Below are 24,492 nucleotides of genomic sequence, written 5' to 3'. Positions count from 1 at the left end.
CAGCACCACCGCGCGGGTCCACAAAGGACCACCGAAGACCACAAAGGACCAAGGGCTACGGAGCCCAAGGCGCGGTCACGGCCCAGCTCACGTCCGCGTCATAAGACGTCGGGTTGTCGTACGCGTGAGCACCGCCGTTCACCGCCACCCACACCTCCTCCGCGTAGTGCCGCACGCTCGCGCCCAACTCGTTCACCGACGCCAACCGCACGCCGCCGACCCCGGGCTGGGCGCAGAACGTCGCGTCCCGCCGGAACAGGTCGCTCCCGTCCGACGCGCCCAACCTCACCCGGAACGACGCGTGCCGCAGGTACTGCCCCGGGAAGTTGCGCGACTCGAACGAGTAGCACGACGGCTCCGACAGACCACGCCGCACGACGAAGGTCGCGTCACCCTTCAGCAACGCCGAACTGCCCGCGTTCACCACGTCGGTGCGCGCCACGCCGTCCTGGTGCCGCAGGTACCGGTCCGTGAAGCCGGCCGTCGTCACCCGGAACGACCGCGCCTGGTCCAGCGGGAGGTCCGCACCGCTGCGCCACAGCGGCACGACCGCCGCCCACGTGGTGTCGGCCGTGAAGCTCGTCGCGCTGTCCCACGGGTTCGTCCCGCCGGACCGCGCCAGGTACACGCCCTCCTGGTAGTGGCGGATGAACTGGCCGGGCAGGTTGCGCGACTCCAGCACCGTGCCGCCCGCCCCGGCCCGCGCGCAGAACGTGGCGTCCCCGGCGAACGCCGCCGACCCGTCGTTGGCGTCCGACCGCACCCGGGACGCGGAGTGCCGCAGGAACCGCCCCGGGAAGTTGCGCGACTCGAACGACAGGCACGCCGCGTCCGACAACCCGGGCCTGGCCCAGAACGTCGCGTCCAGCCGACCGGTGTCGTCGGAGATCACGTCGGTGCGCGCGAGCGCGTCCCGGTGCCGCAGGTGCCGGTCGGTGTAGCCGGACGTGGTCACCCGCAACGAGATCACCTCGCCGCGCCCGACCTCGGTGCCGTTGGCCAGCGCGAGCACCCGCTGGTTGACCTCGCGCACCCGCGCCTCGGTCATCTTCAGCACCTGGCGGTCGTAGGTGTAGAAGCCGTTGACCTCGTTCTCCACGTCGTACGGCTCGGTGTAGACGGATGCCGACAGCCCGCGCGTGTGCACGAAGCGCCCGACCTCCTTGGTGATCTCCACGTACCGCCCGGTCAACGACGCCTCGTCCGGGAACAGCTCGCCGTAGGCGAACCCGGCGCCCGGCTGCCACTCGTGGCCGACGACCCGCCGACCGAGGCCGCCGAACTCGCCGAGCACGGCGACCCGGTTGGCGTCGGGCAGCCGGGTGGCGCCGGACATCTGGTAGGCGTGGTCGTCGATGACGTCGCCGTTGCCCGGGTCGGGGTCGGAGACGCAGCAGTTGGAGCCGGAGTTGTGGTTGATCAGCCGGGTGTTGTCGATCGACCGGACCAGGTTCACGATCCGGCCGGCGTCGTACTCGCCCCAGCCCTCGTTGAACGGCACCCACTGCACGATCGACGTGATGCCCTTGAGCTGGTCGACGATCCGCCGCAGCTCGGACTCGAAGTGGGCGTGCCCGTTGGGCACCTCGTCGACGGCGTCCAGCGACGGCATGTCCTGCCACACCATCAGGCCGAGCCGGTCGGCGTGGTAGAACCAGCGGGCGGGTTCGACCTTGATGTGCTTGCGCACCATGTTGAAGCCGAGCGCCTTCTGCCGCTCCAGGTCGAACCGCAGGGCGGCGTCGGTGGGCGCGGTGTAGATGCCGTCGGGCCAGTAGCCCTGGTCGAGGGTGCCGAGCTGGAACACGAACTTGCCGTTGAGCAGCGGCCGCATCACGCCGCCGACCATCGCCTTGCCCAGCGACCTCATGCCGAAGTACCCGGTGACGACGTCGCTGCCCAAGGTGACCCGCAGGTCGTAGAGGAACGGGTCGTCCGGCGACCAGAGCCTCGCGTTCGGCACGGGCACGCGCAGGTGACCGCCCACGGTGCCGCTCGCCGTGCCGACGACCTGCCCGCCGGAGAGGACCTCGGCGCGCACCGGCTGGCCGGCCGTGCCCTGCACGACCAGGTCGAGCACGCCCGCCGGCACGTCGGGCGTGGTGTCCAGGCGCGTGATGTGGTTGGCCGCGACCGGCTCCAGCCACACCGTCTGCCAGATGCCGGACGCCGCGGTGTAGAAGATGCCGCTGGGGTCGCGCCGCTGCTTGCCGATCGGGTACTGGCTGCCGTCGATCGTGGACCGCACGCCGACGATCACCTCGTTCGAGCCCGCACGCAGCGCGGAGGTGATGTCGAACGAGAACGCGTCGAACCCGCCGGTGTGGGTGCCGACGCTGACGCCGTTGACCCAGACGCGGGTCTCCCAGGTGACCGCGCCGAAGTTCAGCTTCACGCGGCGGCCGTTCCACCCGGTCGGCGTGGTGAACGCGCGGCGGTAGAACATGTGGTCCTCGTGCCGCTTGATGCCCGACAGCGCGGACTCGATCGGGTAGGGCACCAGGACGCCCTCGGCGAGCGTGCGGCCGAACGGCGGCGAGGACAGGTTCGGCGCGCCGGCGAACTCCCACACGCCGTTGAGGTTGAGCCAGTCGGAGCGGACCAGCTGCGGGCGCGGGTACTCGGGCAGCGCGTTGGTCGGCGACACCTGCCCGGTCCACGGGGTGGTGAGCGGCGCCGGTTTGGGCTGCCAGACCGCCGCGGTGGCGGTGCCGGGCAGGCCGACGAGAAAGGTGCTGAGGAGGGTGCTGAGGGCCAGCAGTCCGGTCAGGCCGGACGACAGCTTGCGCATGGGTGGCTCCACGATCGGCAGGGTGCTGGTGACGTGGGTGCTGTGCGGTGAGGTGGTGCAGCGAGCGAGTGGTGCGACTGCAGGCAGGAGTTGGTGACCTGGGTCACTTGCAGTTCTTACCTCGTCGATACAACGTTGTAAAGCGGCCGACCGGCCGGCTACGATCCCGGTCGTTCCCGAGAATCCCTGCTGAAGGCCCGACCCGAGAGCACCGGAGGCACCGCTTGGCCACGCTCAAAGACGTCGCCGCGCTGGCCGGCGTGTCGGTGAAGACGGTGTCGAACGTGGTCAACGGCTACGCGTTCGTGAAACCGGAGAACCGCCGCCGGGTCGAGGAGGCGCTCACCGCCACCGGCTACCGGCCCAACATCGGCGCGCGCAACCTGCGCCGCGGCCGAACGGGTTTCCTCGCCCTGGTGCTCCCGGAACTGGTGGTGCCGTACTTCGCGGAGCTGGCCGGCCTGGTGCTCGGCGCGGCGCAGGAGCAGGAGTGGAACGTCCTGATCGAGCAGACCCTGGGCACCCGCGAGGGTGAACGGGACACGTTGGCCTCGCTCGGTCCGCACATGATCGACGGCGCGATCGTGAGCCCGGAGGCGCTGGAGGCGCGCGACTTCGGCGAGCTGGCGCCCGGCATACCGGTGGTGATGCTCGGCGAGCACTCGGTGGACCTGCCGATCGACCACGTCGGCATCGACAACGTGGAAGCGGCCCGGGTGGCGGTGGCGCACCTGGTGGGCCTGGGCCGCACCCGGATCGCGGCGATCGGCGCGCACCCCCACCGCGGCACGGCGGCGCAACGCCTGGAGGGCTACCGCAAGGCCCTCGGCGACGCCGGGCTGCCGGTGCGCGACGACCTGGTCGCGACCGCGTTGAACTACCACCGGCGCGACGGCGCGGAGGCGATGGCGCGCCTGCTCGCCGCCGACGAGCCGCCGGACGCGGTGTTCTGCTTCAACGACCTGCTCGCGGTGGGCGCGGTGCGCGCCGCGGCCGAACGCGGCGTGCGGGTGCCCGCCGACCTCGCGGTGGTCGGGTTCGACAACACCGAGGAAGGCACGTACAGCCTGCCGACGCTGACCACGGTCGCGCCGGACAAGGCCGCGATCGCGCGGGCGGCGGTCGACCTGCTGCGACGGCGCGTCGACGACCCGGGACGGCCGCCGGAGCACGTGCGGACGCCGTTCTCGTTGGAGGTCCGGGAGAGCACGAGGGGTGGCGCATGACGCGGGACGGGGTCTTCGAGGCACCGGGTCGGATCAACCTGATCGGCGAGCACACCGACTACAACGACGGTTTCGTGCTGCCGATCGCGTTGCCGCACGTCGTGCGGATCACGGCGGCCCGGCGGGACGACGGCGTGCTGCGGGTGTCGTCGCGGCAGGCTTCGGGCGTGACCGAGGTCCGCGTGGTCGACCTCGTGCCGGGCGCGGTGACCGGGTGGGCGGCCTACGTGGCGGGCGTGGTCTGGGCGTTGCGCGAGGAGGGTCACCCGATCGGTGGATTCGGTCTGCTCGTGGACGGCCACGTGCCGTTGGGGGCGGGGTTGTCGTCGTCGGCGGCGTTGGAGAGCGCGACCGCGTTGGCGGTGACCGAGCTGTCCGGGGTGTCGCTGGACCGGCGGTCGTTGGCGCGGATCGCGCAGCGGGCGGAGAACGAGTTCGTCGGCATGCCGTGCGGGATCATGGACCAGTCGGCGTCCCTGCTGGCGCGGGAGCGGCACGCGTTGCTGCTCGACACGCGCTCGATGGAGACCGAGCACATCCCGTTCGACCTCGCGCCGGTCGGGCTCACGCTGCTGGTGGTGGACACGAAGGCGCCGCACCGGCTGGTGGACGGTGAGTACGCGGCGCGGCGGCGGGACTGCCACCGGGCGGCGGAGCTGCTCGGCGTGCCCGCGCTGCGGGACCTGGACGGTGCGGAGCAGGACTTGCCGGAGCGGCTCGCCCGGCGGGTGCGGCACGTGGTGGCGGAGAACGCGCGGGTGGCGCGGGTGGCGGACCTGCTGCGCGCCGACCGGATCCGCGAGATCGGGCCGTTGCTGACGGAGTCGCACGCGTCGTTGCGCGACGACTACGAGGTGACGGTGCCGGAGCTGGACGTCGCGGTGGAGGCGTTGGTGGCGGCGGGCGCGCTGGGGGCGCGGATGACCGGTGGCGGGTTCGGTGGTTGTGTGATCGCGCTGGTGGAGGAGGCGGCGGTGGAGGCGTGCACGACGGCGGTGCTCGAAGCGTTCGCCGGGCGTGGGTTCGCGAAGCCGGAGTGCTGGACGGCGGTGGCGGCGGCGGGTGCGCGTCGGGCGGACCCGGTGCGGGTGGTGTGAGCGGAGCGGACCCGGTGCGGGTGGCGTGAGCGGAGCGGACCCGGTGCGGTGGCGTGAGCGGAGCGGACCCGGTGCGGGTGGCGTGAGCCGAGCGGCGGTGTGAGCCGAGCGGCGGTGTGAGCCGAGCGGCGGTGTGAGCCGAGCGGCGGTGTGAGCGGGTCGGGTTCATGGGAATTCTCGATCGGCTGGGATCGCAGGTATTCGGGAGGTTCTTCGGTAACCAATACAGCTGCTAGTTGGACACCCGTTAACCTGCACTGTCGTGCCATCGGCCCCTTCGCGCTGACCAAAGGACGCTTCGGCCCCTCCACCGGGCGTACACGTCGGGGATGGCCACTGATCACCTTCGCCGTGTACGCAGTACCGGAACGCGTTCTTCCCGGCCCTGCACCGAAGGAGAGCTGTGTCCCCACTGACCCGACGAACGCTCATCGCCGGCGGCATCGCGAGCGCCGGCGTGACGGTCCTCGCCCCCACCACCGCGAACGCCATCTCCTACCCGTTCACGTTGGGCGTCGCCTCCGGTGAGCCCGTCGCGGACGGCTTCGTCATCTGGACGCGCCTCGCGCCCAGCCCGCTCAACGCCGACGGCCTCGGGGGCATGGGCAGCGCCTCGGTCGCGGTGGAGTGGCAGGTCGCGACGGACCAGCGGTTCACCCAGATCGCGCGCAGCGGCACGGCGACCGCGACGCAGTCGTGGGCGCACAGCGTGCACGTCGAGGTGTCCGGCCTGCAGCCCGGCCGCGAGTACTTCTACCGGTTCCGCGCCGCCGGGCACATCTCACCCGTCGGCCGCGGCGTCACCGCGCCCGCGGTCGGCACGAGCCCGTCGCTGACCATGCTGTTCGCCTCCTGCTCGCACTACGAGGAGGGCTACTTCACCGCCTACCGGCGGATGGCCGAGGAGAACCCGGACCTCATCCTGCACCTGGGCGACTACATCTACGAGGGCGCGGCCACGACCACGAAGGTGCGCAAGTTCGCGCCCGGCGTGGAGATCGCGGGCCTGGCGGACTACCGGGTCCGGCACGCGCAGTACAAGACGGACGTCGACCTCCAGGCCGCGCACGCCGCCGCGCCGTGGCTGGTCGTCTGGGACGACCACGAGGTGGAGAACAACTACGCGGACCTGGTGCGCGCCAACACCTCCCCCGCCGGCGACTTCAAGGTGCGCCGGGCGGCGGCGTACAAGGCGTACTACGAGCACATGCCGCTGCGCGCCGCGCAGGCCCCGGTCGCGGAGAACATGCAGCTGTACCGCCGGGTCCGGTGGGGCAGCCTGGCCACGTTCCACATGCTCGACACCCGCCAGTACCGCGACGACCAGGCGTGCGGCGACGGCACGAAGGTGTGCGCGGAGGCCGACGACCCGGCGCGCACGCTGCTCGGCACCACGCAGGAGACGTGGCTGCTCGACGGCATGCGGCAGAAGCTCGGCACCTGGGACTTCCTCGGCCAGCAGGTGTTCTTCGCGCAGAAGCTGGCCTCGGCCGACGGCGCGAAGTCGATGGACTCGTGGGACGGCTACAGCGCCAACCGCGGCCGCCTGCAGCGCGGTTGGGACGCGGCGGGCCTGCGCAACACCGTCGTGCTGACCGGTGACGTGCACCGGTCGTGGGCCGCCAACCTGATGAACAACTACGCCACGCAGGACCGGGTCGTCGGCACCGAGCTGGTGACCACGTCGATCACGTCCAGCGGCGACGGCAACGCCACCGACACGGGCCTGTCCAGCCTCAACCCGCACGTGAAGTTCTACAAGAACCTGCGCGGCTACGTCCGCACCGTCACCACACCGACCCAGCTGAACGTCGACTTCCGCTTCGTGGACCGGGTCACCGTGCGCGACTACCCGGTCCGGACCTTGCAGAGCTACGTCGTCCAGGCAGGCAACCCGGGATTGCAGGCGCCATGAAGAAGCTCAGCCAGCGAAATGTGGCACGGATGATCGGAGCGCCGACGATCGCGGCGCTCATGCTGCTGGGCGCCGGGACGGCGTCCGCGGCGGTCGCGTGGATCCCGGCGAACAGCACCGCCACCGGCGACCAGGACAACGCCGCCGTGGCCGCGGTGCGCAACGGCTGGACCGCCGTGGTGTGGGAGGACGACCGCGACGACGCCACGCCCACCGACCCCGTGCACAGCGACGTGTGGATCCGCCTGTTCAAGGACGGCGTGTCCCGGTACGAGAAGAAGCTGTCCACCAGCGGCACGGGCAACTGGCGGCACGTCCAGCCGGACGTCGCGGTGCACGACAACGGCACCGCGGTCGTCGTATGGGCCGACGACGGCGAGGGCAACGGCTACTACAACATCCAGGTGCGGGTGCTGAACACCAGCGGCACCGTGACCGGGTCGGCGCGCGCCAACGCCAACACCGACGGGCAGCAGCTCAACCCGGCCGTGGCCGCCGATCCCGACGGCACCGGTTTCGCCGTGGCGTGGGAGGACAAGCAGACCTCCACCAACGCGACGGTGCGGGTGGCCGGGTTCGCGTCCGTGACGTCGAAGACCTACGAGGCGCAGGTGCACGCCGCGGGCGGCACGCACCAGCGGCCGGACGTGGCCATGGGCGCGGCGGGCAACGCCATCGTGGTGTGGGACGAGGACGGCGACGGCAACGGCTACTACAACATCGGCCGCAAGATCCTGACCCCGTCGGGCGGGGTGAAGCTCGCCCAGGGCGCCGCCAACGCGAGCGGCGACGGCCAACAACGACGGCCCGTCGTGGCGGCGAACTTCAACGGCGACCACACGGTGGCCTGGGAGACCGACCACACGGGTACGGCGCAGGTGGGCGTGCGCTCGTTCGCCGCGGGCGGTGGGGCTCGGACGGCGGCGGACGCGGTGCTGGCGGGCGTGGACCCGCAGATCGGCATCGACGACCAGTTGAACGTCGTGGTGTCGTCGGTCGAGGCGCAGGACGTGGTGACGCAGGGCCTCAACCCGGATGGGACGGTCGCGGGCCGGCTGCCGCGCCAGGTGACGGTGTCGACGGCGACGGGCAGGCAGGAGGAGCCGGCGGTCGGAGTGGACGCCTGGGGGCAGATCACGGTCGTGTACACCGATGACAACGACGGGAACGGATTTGACCAGGTGTATTTGGGGACTGGGTTGGTGAACAGCACCTGGTGAGGTAGGAGCCGGTGAGGTAGGAGCCGGTGAGGTAGGAGCCGGTGAGGTAGGAGCCGGTGAGGTAGGAACTGGTCCTCGCCGGACGGGCAGATCAGCAGGATGACGGGCCGGTGGGTGGTTCGGCGGCGGGTCCGTTGTGGTGCGGGTTTCGTGTCATCCCACCGACCTCCCTACGGGCTACCACACGCGTCAAGGGGGCGGTTCCAGCCCATCGTTCCTGGTGGGTGGAAGGTGCCCCCTTGACACGCGCGGTAGGGCGGAGCCAGGTCGGCGGGATGACACGAAGCCCTTCCTTTGGGGGATGGGCGTGTAAGTGGACGGTGTGCGGGGGTGGGTGGGGGCGGGGTGGGTGAGGGCGCGGTCGGGTGGGGGTGGGTGAGAGGTGGGGTGGGGTTAGTGGTCGGATTCGTATTGCTTGGCGAGGCGTTTTGGGGCGCGGGACAGCCAGGCTTCGGTGAGGAGTTCGGTCAGTTCGTCGGGGGCGATCTCGGTCAGTCGGACCAGGATGGCGGAGTAGCCGTCGAAGTGCGGGGTGGTGAAGTAGACGGCCGGGTCGTCGGCGAGCAGGGCTTCTTTCGCGCCCAGGTCGGGCACGCTCGCGGCGAGGACCGGGCCGTCCGGTGCGGTGGGGCCGAGGGCGGCCAGGTCGCCCTTGCGCAGCGGGCGGTCCCAGGCGAAGGCCTTGTCCTTTACCCGCCAGGCCGGGCGTTGGTCGTAGGACGGGCGTTCGGTTACCTCGGGCAGCGCCATGGCGATGCGCCGCACGTCATCCCAGGTGGCCATGTGCTCACGATAGACCGCGGGATTGTTGTTGGCCTGGCCAACGAGTTGAGGTAGCGTTGGTGTCACCAACATTGGTTAGACCAACGGAGTGGTGATGATCAAGCCCTTTGTCCTGGACGTGCCGCAGGCGCAGTTGGACGACTTGGCCGATCGGTTGGCGCGGACGCGGTGGCCCGAGGAGCTGCCGGAGGCCGGGTTCGAGTACGGGTTCCCCCTGGCGGAGGTTCGCGCGTTGGCTGATCGCTGGGCGAATGGGTACGACTGGCGGCGGCACGAGGCGGAGTTGAACGCGTTGCCGCAGTTCACGACCGAGGTCGACGGCCAGCGGGTGCACTTCTTGCACGTCCGGTCGGCGAAGGCCGACGCGTTGCCGTTGGTGCTGGTCCACGGCTGGCCGGGGTCGGTGCTGGAGTTCCTGGACGTGATCGAGCCGCTGTCGCGGGACTTCCACCTCGTCATCCCGTCGATCCCCGGCTTCGGGCTGTCCGGGCCGACGACGTCGCGCGGGTGGGACGTCCACCGGGTGGCGCGGGCGTTCGCGGAGGTGATGAGTCGGCTCGGGTACCGGCGGTACGGCACGCACGGTGGTGATTGGGGGTCCGGGATCGCGCGGGCGATGGCGGGCGCCGCGCCCGGGAACGTGGTGGCGGTGCACGTGAACTACCTGCCCACGCCGCCGGTCGAGGGGGTCGAGCTGTCCGGAGAGGACGGTCGGCGGTTGGAGCGGATCAAGGCGATGATGCGCAGTCGACCGGGGTACCAGGTGCTGCACGCGACGCGGCCGCAGACGGTGTCCTACGCGTTGACGGACTCGCCGGTCGGGCAGTTGGCGTGGATCGCGGAGAAGTTCGCCGAGTGGGTGGACCCGGCCTCGAAGATCGACGTGGACCGGGTGCTGACCAACGTGATGCTGTACTGGCTCACCGGGACGGCGGGGTCGTCGGCGCGGTTGGCGAAGGAGACCGGGATCGTGTCGAACGCCTGCCCCGCGCCGTTGGGCGTGGCCGTGTTCGCGCACGACATCGTGCTGTCGGTGCGGCCGTTGGCGGAGCTGAGCTACCAGGTGGAGCACTGGAGCGAGTTCGACCGGGGTGGGCACTTCGCGGCGATGGAGGTGCCCGAGCTGTTGGCCGGGGACATCGGGGAGTTCTTCGCGGGCCGCGCGTAAACCCCCGAACGGGGGACTTGTCCGACCTCACCCCCTAGGTAGAGTTAGACCATGGTCGGTTCACGGCGAGGCCCCAGGATGACGTTGCCCGCACAGCTCGTGCTGGGCGTCCTGATGGAAGATCCCGCGACGGCGCGGTACGGGCTGGAGATCTGCCAGGTCGCGGGCCTGCCGAGCGGCACGGTCCACCCCATCCTGGCCCGCCTGGAGCAGTGCGGGTGGGTCAGCAGCCGGTGGGAGGACGTCGACCCGAGGGAACGCGGGCGTCCCCGGCGTCGGTACTACCGGCTGGACCCGGACAGCATCGCCCAGGTCCAGGCGGCCCTGGCGCGGGCCAGGACCCCGGTCTCCCGGCTCGGCCTGCTGCGACCGCACGCGGCAGGTGGGACGTGACCAGGCGGCGGCGACGGCTCGCGCACATCAGCGCGCTCGCGCGTGAGCTGGAGACCGCGTTGGACGGCAAGCTCGACCGCATCCTCGACCGCAAGCTGGCGCACGACCTGGCGTTGGAGCTGCGCCGGGCGATCGAGCGGGGCCGGGTGTTCGACGACGTGCGGCTGTTCGAGGTCTACGAACGGGTGCGGGCGCTGGAGTCGGCGGTGGAGGTGAACTTCCGGGCCACCGTCAGCTTCGGCCCGCTGTTGGACAGCGCGCGGTCGATCCGGGTCGGGCTGGAGGAGGTCGAGCGGACCCCGGTCGAGTCCGGGTCGGCGGGCAAGGTGGTCGCGGTGGCGATCGCGGTGCTGCCGGCGCACCACCAGGCCCGGTACGGCGAGGAGTTCCGCGCCGAGCTCGCCGACCTGCCGCGCCACCAGAGGGTCCCGCACGCGCTCGGGCTCGTCAGCCGGTCGCTGCTGTTGCGGCGCGCGCTGCTCGACGCGCGGGCGACGAAGTCGGCACGGCCATGAGCATCGCGCCGGACGTGGTGACGTGGGCGCTGCGGCGGCTGCGGCCCGTGCGGCACGCGCCCGGCCCCGAGCACCGGTCCATCCTGGTGGTGGACATCGCGGGCTTCGGGCGGTGGCGCGATCCCGCGCAGATCGAGGCGCGGCACGCGCTCACCCACGCCGTGCGCACCGGGTTCCGCGCCGCCGGGGTCAGGTGGTCCGACCTGGCCGTGCAGGACCGCGGTGACGGGATGATGGTCCTGGTCCCGGCGTTCGTGTCCAAGTTGGACCTCCTCGACCCGGTCATCCCGCGGATGGTGGGTACGCTGCGGCAGCACAACCAGGGCGTCGCGCCGGAGCTGCGCGTCCGGGTCCGGGTCGGCCTGCACGCGGGCGAGGTGCACCGCGACCCGCACGGCTGGGTCGGGACCGAGCTCAACAAGACGTGCCGGTTGGTCGACAGCGTGCCGGTGCGGGAACGGCTGGTGGACCACGCGGTGCTCGTGGTGTCGGAGGTGATCCACCAGGGCGTGGTGCGCCACGGCTACCGCCGCGTCGACCCGGCTTCGTACAGCTCGGTCGAGGTCGCGCTGAAGGAGGTCCGGGAGCGGGCCTGGGTGACGACCCGGCTCTGAGCTAGAGGACGAGGGAGACGCCGGTCGCGGTGACCACCACGGCGACCGCGCCGTCCAGGACCCGCCACGCGGAGGGTCGGGTGAAGGCGCCGGACAGCCAGCGCGCACCGAACCCGAGCGCGCTGAACCACAGCGCGCTGCCCGCGATCGCGCCCGCCGCGAACCACCACCGGTCGCCGCCGAACCCGGTCGAGGCGGTGCCCAGCAGCAGCACGGTGTCCAGGTACACGTGCGGGTTGAGCCAGGTCAGCGCCAGGCAGGTGACGATCACCGCGGCGCCCGCCTTCGCCGCGCCGTCGAGCTCCAACGCCGACGGCCGCAGCACCCGCCGCGCGGCCAGCACGCCGTAGCCGATCAGGAACGCCGCGCCGACCCACCGCACCACGGTCAACGCCGCCGGCCACGAGGTGAGCACCGCGCCGACACCGCCGACGCCGAGCGCGATCAGCAGCGCGTCCGAGCCCGCGCAGATGGCGACGATCGCGGGGACCTGCCGGCGCAGCACGCCTTGGCGCAGCACCAAGGCGTTCTGCGCGCCGATCACGACGATGAGGGACAGGCCGGTGCCGAGCCCGGCGAGCAGCGCGTAGGTCACGACAGCGACGGTAGGAAGCGGAGGTTGATAAGGCCAGCTATCTTTTCTTAAGTATCATCAGCAGTCGTGATGCTCGATCCGGAGTGCGTGCGCACCCTGCTGGCCGTCGTGGACGAGGGCACGTTCGACGCCGCCGCCAAAGCTCTGCACGTCACGCCGTCGGCCGTGAGCCAGCGGATCAAGCTGCTCGAACAGCGCACCGGCCGCGTGCTGGTGGTGCGGTCCAAGCCCGCGCGGCTCACCGACTCCGGGGCCGTGATCGCCCGGTACGGGCGGCAGCAGGCGTTGCTGGACCGCGACGCGCGCGAGGCGCTCGGCCTGGTCGAGGACCCGACGCCGATCCCGGTCGCGGTCAACGCCGACTCGCTCGGCACCTGGTTCCGCCGGGTGGTCAGGGAACTGGCCACCGACGAGGGCTTGGTGCTCGCGGTGCGGCGCGACGACCAGGACCACACCGCCGAACTGCTGCGCCAGGGCCTCGTCGTGGGCGCGGTCACGTCGTCGCCCCAGCCGGTGCAGGGGTGCGTCGTCCGTCCACTCGGGAGCATCCGCTACCACGCCGTGGCCACCAAGCGGTTCACCCGCCGCTGGCTCGCCGACGGGCAGCCGCTGCACGACGCGCCGGTGATCGTGTTCGACGAGAAGGACGACCTGCAGGACCGGTTCTGCCGCGAGCTCTCCGGCCACAACGCCTCCGCGCGCCGCCACCACCTGCCCGACGGGCACGTGTTCGAGGACGCCGTGGTCGCGGGCGCGGGGTGGGCGCTGCTGACCGAGCACCAGATCGCCGCGCACCGCAGGCTCGTGCACCTGGCCCCCGACAAGCCCGTGGACGTGCTGCTGCACTGGCAGCAGTGGAAGCTCGACTCGCCGCCGCTGGCCCGCGTCGCCGACGCCGTGTTCCGCGCCGCGGTGGCAGAGCTGCACTGACGGCCGTCGCTCCCCGAGCAGGCCGGGTGGAACCACCGGTGATGTACGTGTGAGCGGTTCGCCGGCCGTTCACCGGCAGGCCGCCCGACCATCACCACGCAGTGTCCGCACGTCCCTACTGTCTGCGAAGCCCTCACTGCCGTCGTTCCCAGGACGAAGGGTTTCGCATGTCAGGACGCAGAGCTCCCCTGGCGCTGCTCGCCGCCGGCGTCGTCACCGCCGCCACCCTCACCGCCATCGCCTCCTCCGGGCACGTGCCGGCCGCCTCGGCCGCCGCGTCGACGTTCACCCCCACCGCCGACACCCACGTCGACGGCTCCGCCACCGGCACCAACCACGGCACCTCCGGCCAACTCGGCGTGGACGGCTCGCCGGTCAAGCGGGTGTTCCTGAAGTTCACCGTCTCCGGCGTCTCCGGCACGGTCGGCAGCGCCAAGCTGCGCCTGCACACCGACGACGTCTCGGGCGCCACCAGCCCGGCCGGCGGCACGGTCCGCGCCATGACCGACACCACCTGGTCCGAAACCGGCGTGACCTGGAACGACCAGCCCGCCATCGACGGCGCCACCCTCGACTCGCTCGGCTCCGTCGCCCGCAACGCCTGGTACGAGGTCGACGTCACCGCGCACGTGCGGGCCAACGGCACGTTCAGCTTCGGCGTCACCTCCACCAGCACCGACGGCGCCGACTACGACTCGCGCGAGACCGGCGCCACCGCGCCGCAACTCGTGATCACCACCGGCGCCACCACGACCACCACTCCCCCTCCCGGCGGCGACCCCGTGCTGGTCGGCGTGGGCGACATCTCGAACTCCGGATCCGGCGACACCGCCACCGCCGCGCTGCTCGACGCCATCCCCGGCACCGTCTTCACCACCGGCGACAACGTCTACAACAGCGGCACCGCCTCGGAGTTCGCGAACTACTACGAGCCCACCTGGGGCAGGCACAAGGCCCGCACCCGTCCCTCCCCCGGCAACCACGACTACGGCACCAGCGGCGCGACCGGCTACTACGACTACTTCGGCGCGCTGGCCGGACCGTCCGGGCGCGGCTACTACTCCTACGACCTCGGCAACTGGCACGTCGTGTCGCTGAACTCCAACATCGGCATGGCCGCGGGCTCCGCGCAGGAGCAGTGGCTGCGCGCCGACCTGGCCGCGAGCACCAAGCCGTGCACGGCGGCGTACTGGCACCACCCGCTGTTCACCTCCGGCGCCAACCACGCCCCGTCCACGGCGACGCGCCCGCTGTTCCAGGCGCTGTACGACCACAACGCCGACCTGGTGCTGTTCGGCCACAACCACCAGTACGAGCGGTTCGCGCCGCAGAACCCCAGCGGCGGCCTCGACACCGCCCGCGGCATCCGCACGTTCGTCGCGGGCATGGGCGGCGCGAGCCACTACGGCTTCGGCACCATCCGACCCAACAGCGAGGTCCGCAACAGCACCGCGTACGGCGTGCTGAAGCTGACCCTGCGCAGCGGCGGCTTCGACTGGCAGTTCGTGCCCGTGGCGGGCCAGACGTTCACCGACAGCGGCACCACCGCCTGCCACTGACCCCCACCGACCGCCGCGCCCGGTCGTCCCCCGACCGGGCGCGGCACCTGCCGTCCCGGAGGTGCGCCGTGTACCTGTCCACCATCACCCGCCCCAAGACCGCCGGTTGGAAGGGCGTCAGCGCCAACGTCCTCGCGCTCGGCACGGTCAGCCTGGTCACCGACGTCTCGTCCGAGATGGTCACCGCCGTCCTGCCGCTCTACCTGGTCGTCGGGCTCCAGCTCAGCCCCGCCGCCTACGGCCTCGTCGACGGCGTCTACACCGGGGCCACCACCCTGCTCCGGCTCGTCGGCGGCTACCTCGCCGACCGGACCGACCGGCGCAAGGCCGTCGCCGGGTTCGGCTACGCCCTGTCGGCCGTGGCCAAGCTCGGGTTGTTGGCGGTGGGCAGCTCCACCGCCGCGCTCGGCGCGGTGATCACGCTCGAACGGGCGGGCAAGGGACTGCGCACCGCGCCTCGCGACGCGCTGATCACGTTGTCGACGCCCGCGGGCGACCTCGGCCGGGCGTTCGGCGTGCACCGGGCGATGGACGGGGTGGGAGCGTTCGCCGGGCCGCTGGTCGCCCTGGCCGTGCTGGCGCTGGCCGGTGAGTCGTTCGACTCGGTGTTCATGACCAGCTTCTGCGTCGCGGCGCTGGGCGTGGTGATCCTGGTGCTGTTCGTGCGCGACCACCGGTCGGCGGTGCCGTCGCAACCGGTGCGGGTCAAGGCGATCGGCGGGCTGTGGCGTGACGGCGGCGTGCGGCGGGTCGTGCTCGCGGCCTCGCTGCTGGGCCTGGCCACGATCGGCGACGGGTTCGTGTACCTGCTGCTGCAGAAGCGCGAAGGCCTGTCGATCGGGTGGTTCCCGCTGCTCGCGGTCGGCACGAGCCTGGTCTACCTCCTGCTGGCCGCGCCGCTGGGCGCGGTGGCCGACCGGGTCGGCCGGCTGCCGGTGATGGTGGGCGGGTACGTGGCGTTGGGGGCGGTGTACCTGCTGCTGTTCGGGCCGTTCGGCGGGTGGGGGTCGGTCGTGGTGGTGGTCGCGCTGTACGGGGTGTTCTACGCGGCCACGGACGGCGTGCTGATGGCGTTGGCCGGGCCGTTGCTGCCGGAGCGGCTGCGCACGACCGGCATCGCGCTGATCCACAGCGGACAGGCGCTGGCGTACCTGGGCTCGTCCGTGCTGTTCGGCCTGGCCTGGCAGTTCTGGGGCCCGGAGGCCGCCACCCGCCTGGCCGCCGCGGGCGTCGCGCTCACGTTGGCCGCCACCGTCGCGCTCCTGGGACGGCGGTCATGACCACCCGGGCACGGCTGCTGATCACCGCGCTGGTCGCCGTGCTGCTGGCGGGTGTCGCGGTCGGGTACGCCGCGTGGTCCGCCCCCGGGCCCGACGAGGTGGCGTCGACCCCCGTCGACGGGCCGCGGTTGGTGGTGTTGACCAACGGCAGGCTGTCCACCGTGTCGCGGTCCGATCCGGGCGGGCCCCGCGAGGTGACCGAGCAGCGGTGCGACCGCGCCTACAGCGCCGGCGGGACGACCTCGTGCCTGCGGCCGGTCGGCGCGTTCAAGGCGGGTGGGCTGGCGGTGCTGGACGCGGGGTCGAGGGAGGTGCGGACGGTGCCGCTGACCGGGTTCCCCAACCGCACGCGCGTGTCGCCGAGCGGCCGCATGGTGGCGTGGACGTTGTTCGTGGACGGCCACTCGTACGCGGCCAACGGCTTCTCCACGAGCACCGGCATCCTGGACGCGGAGACCGGCGCCCTGGTCACGTCCCTGGAGGAGTTCACCGCCACCGTGGACGGCACGCCCGCCACCGCCGTCGACCGCAACTTCTGGGGCGTCACCTTCGCCGCCGACGACAACCGCTTCTACGCCACCATGGTTACCGGAGGGCACCGCTACCTGATGGCAGGCGACTTCGCCGCCCGCACGCTCCGGTCGATCGCGGACGACGTGGAGTGCCCGTCCCTGTCACCCGACGGGAAGCGCATCGCCTACAAAGCGGCGGTGAACGGCGACCCGCAGCAAGGCTGGCGACTGTCCATTATGGATCTGGAGACGTTGACCGCCACCCCTCTCGCCGAGACCCGCAGCGTGGACGACCAACCGACCTGGATCGACGACCGGACCGTCGCCTACGGGGTTCAACGCGACGACGGGACCAACGACGTGTGGGCGGTGCCGGCGGACGGGTCCGGCGCACCGGCGATCCTGGTCCCGGAGGCCAACTCCCCCGCGCCGATCGGCTGACGAACGCATCGGCGGCGATCAGGGTGGATGACGGCTCGGCCACGCCCACGGCCGAGGCCGTCGTCCCGGGGTCGGTTGCGCCACCATGACTTCATGAGCGAGCAACCCTTACAGGTGAGCCGAGCCGTCCTCGGTTTCCGCCGGGGACCACGCCCTCGGCAAGCGCTGGCGGCGGCGTCCCTGATCGCCGCGGTCGTGAGCCTGGCGCCCCGGTGGTGGGCGCAGGCGGCGGTGGCGGTCGGCCAGTGGCTCGGGCGGCACTGGGCGGTGTGGGTCTTCGTCCTGGTGGCGGCGGCGCTCTCAGCGGGCGGTGGCCGCCGGGCCGCGATGGCCCTGGGCCGCCGGCCGCGGACACCGGCGATGCCGCTGCTCGTGCACGTGACCCTGCTGCTGGCGTCGGCCGCGGCGGTCGCGGTGGGAGTGGGGGTGCTCCTGTGGGGCGTGCTGGGACGACCTACCGGTGTCCAGGAGCGGCTCGACGCGGTGAAGGTCGTGCTGACCGTGGTCGGCGGCGTCGGCGCGGTCGTGGCGTTGACGGTCGCCTACCGGAGGCAGCGCCTCAACGAGGTCGACTCCCACCGCGAGGACGCGAAGGTGCTGCTCGACCGCTACGCCAAAGCGGCCGAGCTGCTCGGCGCGCCCGACGCCTCGGTGCGCATCGCGGGCGTCTACGCGTTCGCGGCACTGGCGAACGACGCGCCGGAAGCGCGCCAGGGCTGCATCGACGTGCTCTGCGCCTACCTGCGCCAGCCCTACGGCACCGCCGAGGAAGCGCAGCGGGACCCCCGTCAGGAGCGCCACGTCCGGCTCACCGTCATCCGGCTCGTCCGCGACAACCTGCACCTCGCCGACGACGACCCGCGCACCTGGCGCGGCCACGACTTCGACTTCACCGGCGCGGTCTTCGACGGCGGCGACTTCTCCGGCGCGACGTTCACCGACGCCGGCCGCGTCACCTTCGCCGACGCCACGATCACCGGCCGCCTGTCGTTCGCCGCGGCCACGTTCGCGGGCGGGGTCGTCTCCTTCGACCGCGCCCGGTTCGCCGGTGGCTCGGTGTCGTTCGACGGCGCGCGGTTCGCCGGTGGTGTCGTCGACCTGTCGGGGATCGACCCCGAGTCGGCGGTCGAGCTGTGGCCCGCGGGCGTTCCGGCGCCTCAGGGCTTGCGGTTGCCGGGCGCGCGGTGATTGGTTTTTGTCTACACTGAAACTATAGAGGCTTTCGCGTTCAGTGATCCCCGGTCAGTGACCCGTGTCCGGTGGACAACACCGGCCCAGCGCCGTTCCCCCGCGCAGCGGGTTCCTGGTCTGGACCTTCGATGGGAGAATCGAGGCCTGACAACGTTGTCAGGCCTCCTACCCCTGCCGGAGGTTCAGATGCGTCTCCGCTCCGCGGCTGTCGCCGCACTCACCCTCGCCGCGCTCGCCGTCCCGGTCCAGACCGGCACGGCGCACGCCGTCACCGATCCCGCGCAGCACGTCAACCCGTTCGTCGGCACCAAGCCCGGCGGCCCCGACTTCGGGCACGGCGGCGGCGCGGGCAACACCTTCCCCGGCGCCGTCGCGCCGTTCGGCATGCTCCAGTGGAGCCCCGACACGGTGACCCACCAGCACGGCGGCTACCACTACGACGACAACCGGATCCGCGGCTTCAGCCTCACCCACCTGTCGGGCCCGGGGTGCAGCGACTTCGGCAACGTGCCGTTCATGCCGTCCCTCGGCACGACGCCCGCGGCCTACTCGACGTTCTCCCACGCCAACGAACAGGCGTCACCGGGCTACTACTCGGTCCGCTTCGACAACGGCATCCGCACCGAGCTGACCTCCGACCAGCGGTCGGGCGTGGCCCGCTTCACCTACCCGGCGGGCCAGCGGGCCTCGCTCAACGTCGACGCCGCCCGCGCGTTCAACGCCGCCGGCGGCTCGGTCACCATCGGGACCGACAGCCTGTCCGGCTACACCGACAGCGGCGGGTTCTGCGGCGCGGGCAACCGGTACCGGCTGCACTTCCACGTCACCTTCGACCAGCCGTTCGCCTCCACCGCCACGATCGCGAACGGCCAGGTGACGCCGGGCGGCCGTGCGGTCGAGGGCAGCAGCCCCGGCCACGTCCCCGCCGCGCCCAAGACCGCCGGGACGCAGCACGTGCCCGCGCCGTCCGCCACCGCGCAGGACGTGCGGCCGTTCGCCGCCTCGGCGTTCGTGTCGTTCAACGCGACGACGGTCACCGCCCGGGTCGGCATCTCGTTCGTGAGCCTGGACAACGCCAAGGCCAACCTCGCGGCCGAGACCGGCACGCGGTCGTTCGACGAGGTCCGGACCGCCGTGCGCGCCGCGTGGAACTCCTGGCTCGGCCGGATCGACGTCACCGGCGGCACGACGACCCAGCTCCGCACGCTCTACACCTCGCTGTACCACTCCCTGTTGCACCCCAACGTGTTCAGCGACGTCAACGGGCAGTACACGGGCTTCGACCGGCAGACGCACACGACCGCGAGGACCCAGTACGCGAACTTCTCCGGCTGGGACGTCTACCGGTCGCAGATCGCGCTGATCGCGTTACTGGGGCCGGCGGAAGCCGCCGACATCGCGCGGTCCGCGGTGAACCAGGCCGCCCAGGGCGGGTACTTCGACCGCTGGACGGTCGCCAACGGCGGCACGGGCGTGATGAACGGCGACCCGATGGCGATCATCGTGTCGACCGCGCACGCGTTCGGCGGCACGGGCTTCGACACCGCGGACGCGTTGCGCCGCATGGTGGCGGGTGTGAACGACATCCGCCAGCGCCCGGGGTGGTTGCAGTTCAACGACTACGGGTACGTGCCGACGGGGTTGGGCGACGTGTGGGGCTCGGCCGCGACCACGTTGGAGTACACCAGCGCGGACTTCGCCATCTCCCAGTTCGCGGCGCGGCTCGGCGACGCGGGCACCGCCGAGAACTTCCTGCGGCGCGCGCAGAACTGGCGCAGCCTGTTCAACTCGGGCAGCAAGTACCTGCAACCGCGCAACACCGACCTGACGTGGCCGGGGTTCAGCCCGACACAGGAGAACGAGTACGTCGAGGGCAACGCCGCCCAGTACACGTGGATGGTGCCGCACAACCACCGCGGGCTGTTCGACGCCATGGGCGGCAACGCGGCCGTCACCGCGCGGCTGGACACCTTCTTCACCGAGCTGAACGCCGGGCCGAAGAAGCCGTACGCGTACCTGGGCAACGAGCCGACGCTCAACACGCCCTGGGCCTACGCCTACGCGGGCGCGCCGCACAAGACCCAGGACGTGGTGCGGCGGGCGTTGACGTCCCTCTTCCCGCCCACACCCGAGGGCATCGTGGGCAACGACGACCTGGGCGAGATGTCGTCGTGGGCGGTGTGGGCGGCGTTGGGCCTGTACCCGCAGGCGCCGGGACGGGCCGAACTGGTGCTGGCGAGCCCGCAGTTCCCGAGCACGACCGTCAAGCGCGGCAACGGCGCCACCATCATCATCACGGCCCCGAACGCCTCGGACACCGTGAAGTACGTGCAGTCGTTGCGCGTCGACGGTGTGGCGTCCACCAAGCCGTGGCTGCCCGCGTCGTTCGTCGCATCGGGCGGCACGCTGGACTTCAGCCTGGGCGCGACGGCCTCGACCTGGGGCAGCGCCGCGGCCGACGCGCCGCCGTCGTTCGACGTCGGTCCGAACCCCGCGCGGTCCGGCGCGGTGGTGGGGTTGGCGGGCAAGTGCGTGGACGCCGAGCCCGCGGGCCCGACCGACGGCGCGCCCGTGCGGCTGTGGGACTGCAACTCCTCGGCCGCGCAGCAGTGGACGCTGGCGTCCGACGGCACGGTGCGGGCGCTCGGGCGGTGCCTGGACGTCAGCGGCAGTGCGCGGACCAACGGCGCCAAGGTGCAGCTGTGGACGTGCAACGGGACGGGCGCGCAGCAGTGGTGGCCGAAGGGGTCGACGCTGGTGAACCCGCCGTCCGGCAAGTGCCTGGACGTGCCGAACAGCAACGCGGTGAACGGCGTCCAGCTGCAGATCCACGAGTGCAACGGCACGGGCGCCCAGCAGTGGCGCCTGCCCTGACGGGGGCCGGGCGGGGAAGCCCGCCCGGCCACCACGATCGACGCCACTCACCCGATAGGGGGCAGGGCAGTTAATTGGCCGGTCGCCACGGCTCTCCCATCACGTGGCGACCGGCCGTTGACACCGCCAAGCGGCTACTTGACGCCACCTGCGGTCAAGCCTGCGATGATCCTCCGCTGGAACAGCAGCACCACCACGACCAGCGGCACGGTCACGATCACGCCGGCGGCCATCTGCGTGCCGAACGGCTGGTCGAAACCGTACGCCCCGGTGAACCGGGAGATCGCGACGGTAGCAGTTTGCATGGTGCTGTCGTTGACCATCGACAAAGCGATGATGAACTCGTTCCACGCCGCGATGAACGTGATGATCGCGGTGGTGAAGATGCCGGGCGCGGCCAGCGGCAGGATCACCTTGCGGAACGCCTGGGCCCGCGTGCAGCCGTCGATCATGGCCGCCTGCTCCAGCTCCTCCGGCATCTGCCGGAAGAACGCGGTCAGGTTCCACACCGCCAGCGGCAGCGCGAACGACAGGCTGGGCACGATCATCGACTGGTAGGTGTTGATCCACCCGATGTCGGTGAACAACGCCAGCAGCGGCACCAGCAGGGAGATGCCGGGGAACATCGAGGTGGCGATGATCAGCGCCGCGACCGCGTTCTTGAACCGGAAGTGCAGCCGGGCCAGCGCGTACGCCGCCGACACGCCGATGATCAGGGTGAGGATCGTGGTGACGCCCGCGACCACCACGCTGTTGAGCAGCGACCGGCCGAACCCGACGGCCGGCGAGAAGACCGCGGTCAGGTTGTCGAGCGAGAACGGCATCGGCAGCGCCGTCAGCTCGAACTGGTCGGACGGGCGGCGGAACGCCGACACCGCCATCCAGTAGAACGGCGCCAGGCAGTAGACCAGGATCAGCCCGAGCCCGCCGAAGGTCAGCACCCGCTTCCACAGCGTGCCGTTGCCGCTGGTCTGGGTCGTGGCGCTCATTTTCGCGACCTTTCCCGAGCGGCGCCGATGACGTCCGCGCCGAGCAACCGCACGAACACCAGGGCCGTGATGGCCACGTAGACGAACAATATCGTCGCGTACGCGGCGGCGGGTCCGAACCGGAGGCTCGACGCCTCGTCGAAGGCCACCATGGACAGCGTCTCCACCGATTCCTTGCGGCTGCCGATGAGCACGAACGGCAGGTCGAACATGCGCAGCGCGTCCAGCACCCGGAACAGCACGGCCACCAGGAGCGCCGGCTTCACCAGCGGGAGCGTGATCTGCCAGAACTGCCGCCACGCCGACGCGCCGTCGACGCGCGCGGCCTCGTAGACGTCGTTCGGGATGATCTGCAGCCCCGCGAGCACGAGCAGGCCGACGAACGGCGCGGTCTTCCACACGTCCGCGAGGATGACCGCGAACTTCGCCTGCCAGCCCTCGGTGGTCCACAGGACCTGCTGCCCGATCAACGCGTTCGCCACGCCGTCGGCCTGGAAGATCCAGCGCCACAACAACGCCGAGACCGCGGTGGGCACGGCCCACGGCACCAGGATGCTGGCCCGCACGATGCCGCGCCAGCGGATCGCGTGGTGCATCACCAGCGCCATGCCGACGCCGAGCAGCACCTCCAGGGCGACCGTGATGACGGTGAACACCGTGGTGTTGCCGAACGCGTTCCAGAACCGGGCGGCGGACTCGCCGACGAAGATCGCGGTGTAGTTGTCGACACCGACGAACCGCGCGCCCTCGACGATGAACCCGCTCTCGTCGAGGTCGGTCCCCTCCCGGAACACCGACTCGCGCAGCGCCGCCACCAGCGGGTACCCGACCACCAGGCCGAGCACGACGAAGGTCGGCGAGAGCAGCGCCGCGGCGAGTCGCCCCGCGCCCGAGGTCGCACCCCGGGCGCGGCGAGCGACCGCCGTCACTCGGTCTCCTGGGTACGGCCGGGGTCTGCGCTCCGGCGGAGAACTCGCCCGCCTGGGCCGCCCCGGTGACGCGAAAACGGTTCAGATGGGCGGCACGCAGGCCGACCAACCGGATCCGCACTCATCGTTACTCCTTCAGTATGCTGATCTACGTGCGAACGGCCTACCGATGCCGCGCCTATCCGACTCCCGAACAGGCCGCGATGCTCAACCGGACGTTCGGCTGTGTGCGCCTCGTGTGGAACAAGGCCTTGGCCGAACGCGACCGCCGCTACCGCGTCGAGGGCAAGCGAACGTCGTACCGGGAGGCTGACGCCCTGCTGACGGCGTGGAAGCAGACCGAAGGTCTGGCGTTCCTGGCCGAGGTGTCGTCGGTGCCGTTGCAACAGACCCTCCGTCACCAGCAGGTGGCGTTCCGCAACTTCTTCGCCGGCCGCACCCGGCACCCGCGTTTCAAGTCCCGCGCCGGCCGCCGGTCCGCTCACTACACGCGCTCGGCGTTCCGCATGCGCGAGGGCGCGCTCACCCTGGCGAAGACGTCCGCGCCGTTGAACTTCACCTGGTCCTTCGACCAAGTGGACGTCACCGCTCTGCACCCCACGATGGTGGTGGTGTCCCGTGACCCGGACGGCCGCTGGTACGTCACCTTCGCCGTCGACACCGACGACGCGAAATCGCTGCCTGCCACCGGGCACGAGGTGGGCGCCGACCTCGGTTTGCGGTACTTCCTGGTGACCAGCGATGGCAACCGGGTCGCCAACCCGCGCCACCTGGATCGCAAAGCCCGGAACCTCGCCCGCTACCAGCGCAGACTCGCCCGCTGTCAACGGGGGTCGAACAACCGGCGCAAGGCCAAGGTCAAGGTCGCCCGTGCCCACCGGAAGGTCCGCAACGCCCGGCTCGACTTCCTGCACCGCACCAGCACGAACCTGGTGCGGTCGGCAGACCTGATCGCGATCGAGGATCTGGCAGTCGGGAACATGGTCCGCAACCGCAGGTTGGCACGCGCCATCGCCGATGCCGGTTGGGGCGAGTTCCGCCGCCGGCTCGAGTACAAGGCCGCCCGCGCCGGGCGCACCCTCGCGGTGATCTGCCGCTGGTACCCGTCGACCAAGCGATGCTCGACCTGCGGGGAAGTGCTCGCCGAACTGGAACTGTCTGTCCGGCACTGGACGTGTCATGTCTGCCGCACCCATCACGATCGGGACCTCAACGCGGCGAAGAACATCCTTGCGGCTGGTCGAGTCGCAGCTCGAGACGACTCGGGCGATGCCTGCGGAGCTGATGTCAGACGGCAAGGGCCCTCCCTTCCGCGATCGGCGACGAAACAGGAAACCCGCACCCGTGGTGGGGGGGGGGGGGGGGCCCCAAAACAAGGGGGGGGGGAGGGAACAGCTTCTGTCACGTTGTTTGTCGCTTCTTCCCGTCCCACTCCTTGTTTTTTTCTCTTGTTCCCCCGGCATAGGGTGG

20 protein-coding genes are annotated in these 24,492 nt (G+C 71.4%); 15 read left to right on the top strand and 5 right to left on the bottom strand.

Annotated elements, in window-relative coordinates; genetic code table 11:
• Nucleotides 1-55: 55 nt before the first annotated feature.
• Nucleotides 56-2,791, bottom strand: a complete 2,736-nt coding sequence (locus ACZ7GX_RS40950; protein WP_498785384.1) for an AbfB domain-containing protein — start codon at nt 2,789-2,791, stop codon at nt 56-58.
• A 224-nt stretch (nt 2,792-3,015) separates the two neighbouring features.
• Here ACZ7GX_RS40950 and ACZ7GX_RS40945 point away from each other — a divergent pair, with 224 nt between their 5' ends.
• The 4 genes from ACZ7GX_RS40945 (at nt 3,016) to ACZ7GX_RS40930 (ending at nt 8,249) form a co-directional block, all read left to right on the top strand.
• The gene (locus ACZ7GX_RS40945; protein WP_498785382.1) at nt 3,016-4,017 is read left to right on the top strand and encodes a LacI family DNA-binding transcriptional regulator; all 1,002 of its coding nucleotides are present in this window, start codon (nt 3,016-3,018) and stop codon (nt 4,015-4,017) included.
• Nucleotides 4,014-5,114, top strand: coding sequence for a galactokinase (galK, locus tag ACZ7GX_RS40940; RefSeq protein WP_498785380.1), 1,101 nt, complete (start codon nt 4,014-4,016; stop codon nt 5,112-5,114). The genes ACZ7GX_RS40945 and galK overlap by 4 nt, the downstream gene beginning before the upstream one ends.
• A 403-nt stretch (nt 5,115-5,517) precedes the next feature.
• Complete coding sequence (locus ACZ7GX_RS40935; protein WP_498785378.1) at nt 5,518-7,029, top strand: alkaline phosphatase D family protein; 1,512 nt, start codon at nt 5,518-5,520, stop codon at nt 7,027-7,029.
• 29 nt (nt 7,030-7,058) lie between these two features.
• Nucleotides 7,059-8,249: a hypothetical protein gene (locus tag ACZ7GX_RS40930; protein WP_498785376.1), complete on the top strand. Its 1,191-nt coding sequence runs from the start codon at nt 7,059-7,061 to the stop codon at nt 8,247-8,249.
• Nucleotides 8,250-8,642: 393 nt separating this feature from the next.
• Here ACZ7GX_RS40930 and ACZ7GX_RS40925 read toward each other — a convergent pair whose 3' ends face one another.
• Nucleotides 8,643-9,032, bottom strand: a complete 390-nt coding sequence (locus tag ACZ7GX_RS40925; RefSeq protein ID WP_498785374.1) for an MmcQ/YjbR family DNA-binding protein — start codon at nt 9,030-9,032, stop codon at nt 8,643-8,645.
• Between the two features lie 94 nt (nt 9,033-9,126).
• Here ACZ7GX_RS40925 and ACZ7GX_RS40920 point away from each other — a divergent pair, with 94 nt between their 5' ends.
• From ACZ7GX_RS40920 to ACZ7GX_RS40905, 4 genes are all read left to right on the top strand, one after another.
• Nucleotides 9,127-10,200: an epoxide hydrolase family protein gene (locus ACZ7GX_RS40920; protein ID WP_498785372.1), complete on the top strand. Its 1,074-nt coding sequence runs from the start codon at nt 9,127-9,129 to the stop codon at nt 10,198-10,200.
• Between the two features lie 78 nt (nt 10,201-10,278).
• On the top strand, nt 10,279-10,593 hold the full coding sequence (locus ACZ7GX_RS40915; protein WP_498785370.1) for a PadR family transcriptional regulator: 315 nt from the start codon (nt 10,279-10,281) through the stop codon (nt 10,591-10,593).
• Nucleotides 10,590-11,108 carry a hypothetical protein gene (locus ACZ7GX_RS40910; RefSeq protein WP_498785368.1) on the top strand — a complete coding sequence of 173 codons (519 nt, stop codon included), beginning with the start codon at nt 10,590-10,592 and terminating at the stop codon, nt 11,106-11,108. The genes ACZ7GX_RS40915 and ACZ7GX_RS40910 overlap by 4 nt, the downstream gene beginning before the upstream one ends.
• Complete coding sequence (locus tag ACZ7GX_RS40905; protein ID WP_498785366.1) at nt 11,105-11,722, top strand: nucleotidyl cyclase domain-containing protein; 618 nt, start codon at nt 11,105-11,107, stop codon at nt 11,720-11,722. Before ACZ7GX_RS40910 ends, ACZ7GX_RS40905 begins: the two co-directional genes overlap by 4 nt.
• A gap of 1 nt (nt 11,723) precedes the next feature.
• Here ACZ7GX_RS40905 and ACZ7GX_RS40900 read toward each other — a convergent pair whose 3' ends face one another.
• Complete coding sequence (locus ACZ7GX_RS40900; protein WP_498785364.1) at nt 11,724-12,317, bottom strand: LysE/ArgO family amino acid transporter; 594 nt, start codon at nt 12,315-12,317, stop codon at nt 11,724-11,726.
• A 69-nt stretch (nt 12,318-12,386) separates the two neighbouring features.
• On the opposite strand from ACZ7GX_RS40900, the gene ACZ7GX_RS40895 reads away from it, so the two are divergent.
• The 6 genes from ACZ7GX_RS40895 (at nt 12,387) to ACZ7GX_RS40870 (ending at nt 21,104) form a co-directional block, all read left to right on the top strand.
• A complete protein-coding gene (locus tag ACZ7GX_RS40895; RefSeq protein WP_498785415.1) occupies nt 12,387-13,247 on the top strand; it encodes a LysR family transcriptional regulator ArgP in 861 nt (286 codons plus the stop codon).
• A 167-nt stretch (nt 13,248-13,414) separates the two neighbouring features.
• Entirely contained in the window at nt 13,415-14,806 is a 1,392-nt protein-coding gene (locus tag ACZ7GX_RS40890; protein WP_498785362.1) for a CBM96 family carbohydrate-binding protein, read from the top strand.
• A gap of 68 nt (nt 14,807-14,874) precedes the next feature.
• The gene (locus tag ACZ7GX_RS40885) at nt 14,875-16,086 is read left to right on the top strand and encodes an MFS transporter (protein ID WP_498785361.1); all 1,212 of its coding nucleotides are present in this window, start codon (nt 14,875-14,877) and stop codon (nt 16,084-16,086) included.
• The gene (locus ACZ7GX_RS40880; RefSeq protein ID WP_498785359.1) at nt 16,083-17,039 is read left to right on the top strand and encodes a hypothetical protein; all 957 of its coding nucleotides are present in this window, start codon (nt 16,083-16,085) and stop codon (nt 17,037-17,039) included. The genes ACZ7GX_RS40885 and ACZ7GX_RS40880 overlap by 4 nt, the downstream gene beginning before the upstream one ends.
• A gap of 93 nt (nt 17,040-17,132) precedes the next feature.
• Nucleotides 17,133-18,227 (top strand): pentapeptide repeat-containing protein, encoded by a 1,095-nt coding sequence (locus ACZ7GX_RS40875; protein ID WP_498785357.1) that lies wholly within the window; start codon nt 17,133-17,135, stop codon nt 18,225-18,227.
• A 189-nt stretch (nt 18,228-18,416) separates the two neighbouring features.
• The gene (locus ACZ7GX_RS40870; RefSeq protein ID WP_498785355.1) at nt 18,417-21,104 is read left to right on the top strand and encodes a lectin; all 2,688 of its coding nucleotides are present in this window, start codon (nt 18,417-18,419) and stop codon (nt 21,102-21,104) included.
• 134 nt (nt 21,105-21,238) lie between these two features.
• Here the strand turns inward: ACZ7GX_RS40870 and ACZ7GX_RS40865 are convergent, their stop codons facing one another.
• Both ACZ7GX_RS40865 and ACZ7GX_RS40860 read right to left on the bottom strand, forming a co-directional pair.
• Nucleotides 21,239-22,093: a carbohydrate ABC transporter permease gene (locus tag ACZ7GX_RS40865; protein WP_498785352.1), complete on the bottom strand. Its 855-nt coding sequence runs from the start codon at nt 22,091-22,093 to the stop codon at nt 21,239-21,241.
• Nucleotides 22,090-23,022, bottom strand: a complete 933-nt coding sequence (locus ACZ7GX_RS40860; protein WP_498785350.1) for a carbohydrate ABC transporter permease — start codon at nt 23,020-23,022, stop codon at nt 22,090-22,092. The genes ACZ7GX_RS40865 and ACZ7GX_RS40860 overlap by 4 nt, the downstream gene beginning before the upstream one ends.
• Nucleotides 23,023-23,162: 140 nt before the next feature.
• Between ACZ7GX_RS40860 and ACZ7GX_RS40855 the strand changes: the two genes are divergently transcribed.
• The coding region (locus tag ACZ7GX_RS40855; RefSeq protein WP_498785348.1) for an RNA-guided endonuclease InsQ/TnpB family protein at nt 23,163-24,492 on the top strand (1,330 nt) is incomplete at its 3' end.

Source organism: Actinosynnema sp. NPDC037264 (genome assembly GCF_055603705.1).
This window is presented reverse-complemented; position numbering and strand designations above follow the sequence as displayed.

Bases quoted from the DNA above. Each gene is read 5' to 3' on its own strand.
- ACZ7GX_RS40930 (WP_498785376.1), top strand. From the start codon at position 7,059: ATGATCGGAGCGCCGACGATCGCGGCGCTCATGCTGCTGGGCGCCGGG.
- ACZ7GX_RS40865 (WP_498785352.1), bottom strand. From the start codon at position 22,093: ATGAGCGCCACGACCCAGACCAGCGGCAACGGCACGCTGTGGAAGCGG.
- ACZ7GX_RS40915 (WP_498785370.1), top strand. From the start codon at position 10,279: ATGACGTTGCCCGCACAGCTCGTGCTGGGCGTCCTGATGGAAGATCCC.
- ACZ7GX_RS40870 (WP_498785355.1), top strand. From the start codon at position 18,417: ATGCGTCTCCGCTCCGCGGCTGTCGCCGCACTCACCCTCGCCGCGCTC.
- ACZ7GX_RS40895 (WP_498785415.1), top strand. From the start codon at position 12,387: ATGCTCGATCCGGAGTGCGTGCGCACCCTGCTGGCCGTCGTGGACGAG.
- ACZ7GX_RS40925 (WP_498785374.1), bottom strand. From the start codon at position 9,032: ATGGCCACCTGGGATGACGTGCGGCGCATCGCCATGGCGCTGCCCGAG.
- ACZ7GX_RS40920 (WP_498785372.1), top strand. From the start codon at position 9,127: ATGATCAAGCCCTTTGTCCTGGACGTGCCGCAGGCGCAGTTGGACGAC.
- ACZ7GX_RS40950 (WP_498785384.1), bottom strand. From the start codon at position 2,791: ATGCGCAAGCTGTCGTCCGGCCTGACCGGACTGCTGGCCCTCAGCACC.
- ACZ7GX_RS40905 (WP_498785366.1), top strand. From the start codon at position 11,105: ATGAGCATCGCGCCGGACGTGGTGACGTGGGCGCTGCGGCGGCTGCGG.
- ACZ7GX_RS40880 (WP_498785359.1), top strand. From the start codon at position 16,083: ATGACCACCCGGGCACGGCTGCTGATCACCGCGCTGGTCGCCGTGCTG.
- galK (WP_498785380.1), top strand. From the start codon at position 4,014: ATGACGCGGGACGGGGTCTTCGAGGCACCGGGTCGGATCAACCTGATC.
- ACZ7GX_RS40890 (WP_498785362.1), top strand. From the start codon at position 13,415: ATGTCAGGACGCAGAGCTCCCCTGGCGCTGCTCGCCGCCGGCGTCGTC.
- ACZ7GX_RS40875 (WP_498785357.1), top strand. From the start codon at position 17,133: ATGAGCGAGCAACCCTTACAGGTGAGCCGAGCCGTCCTCGGTTTCCGC.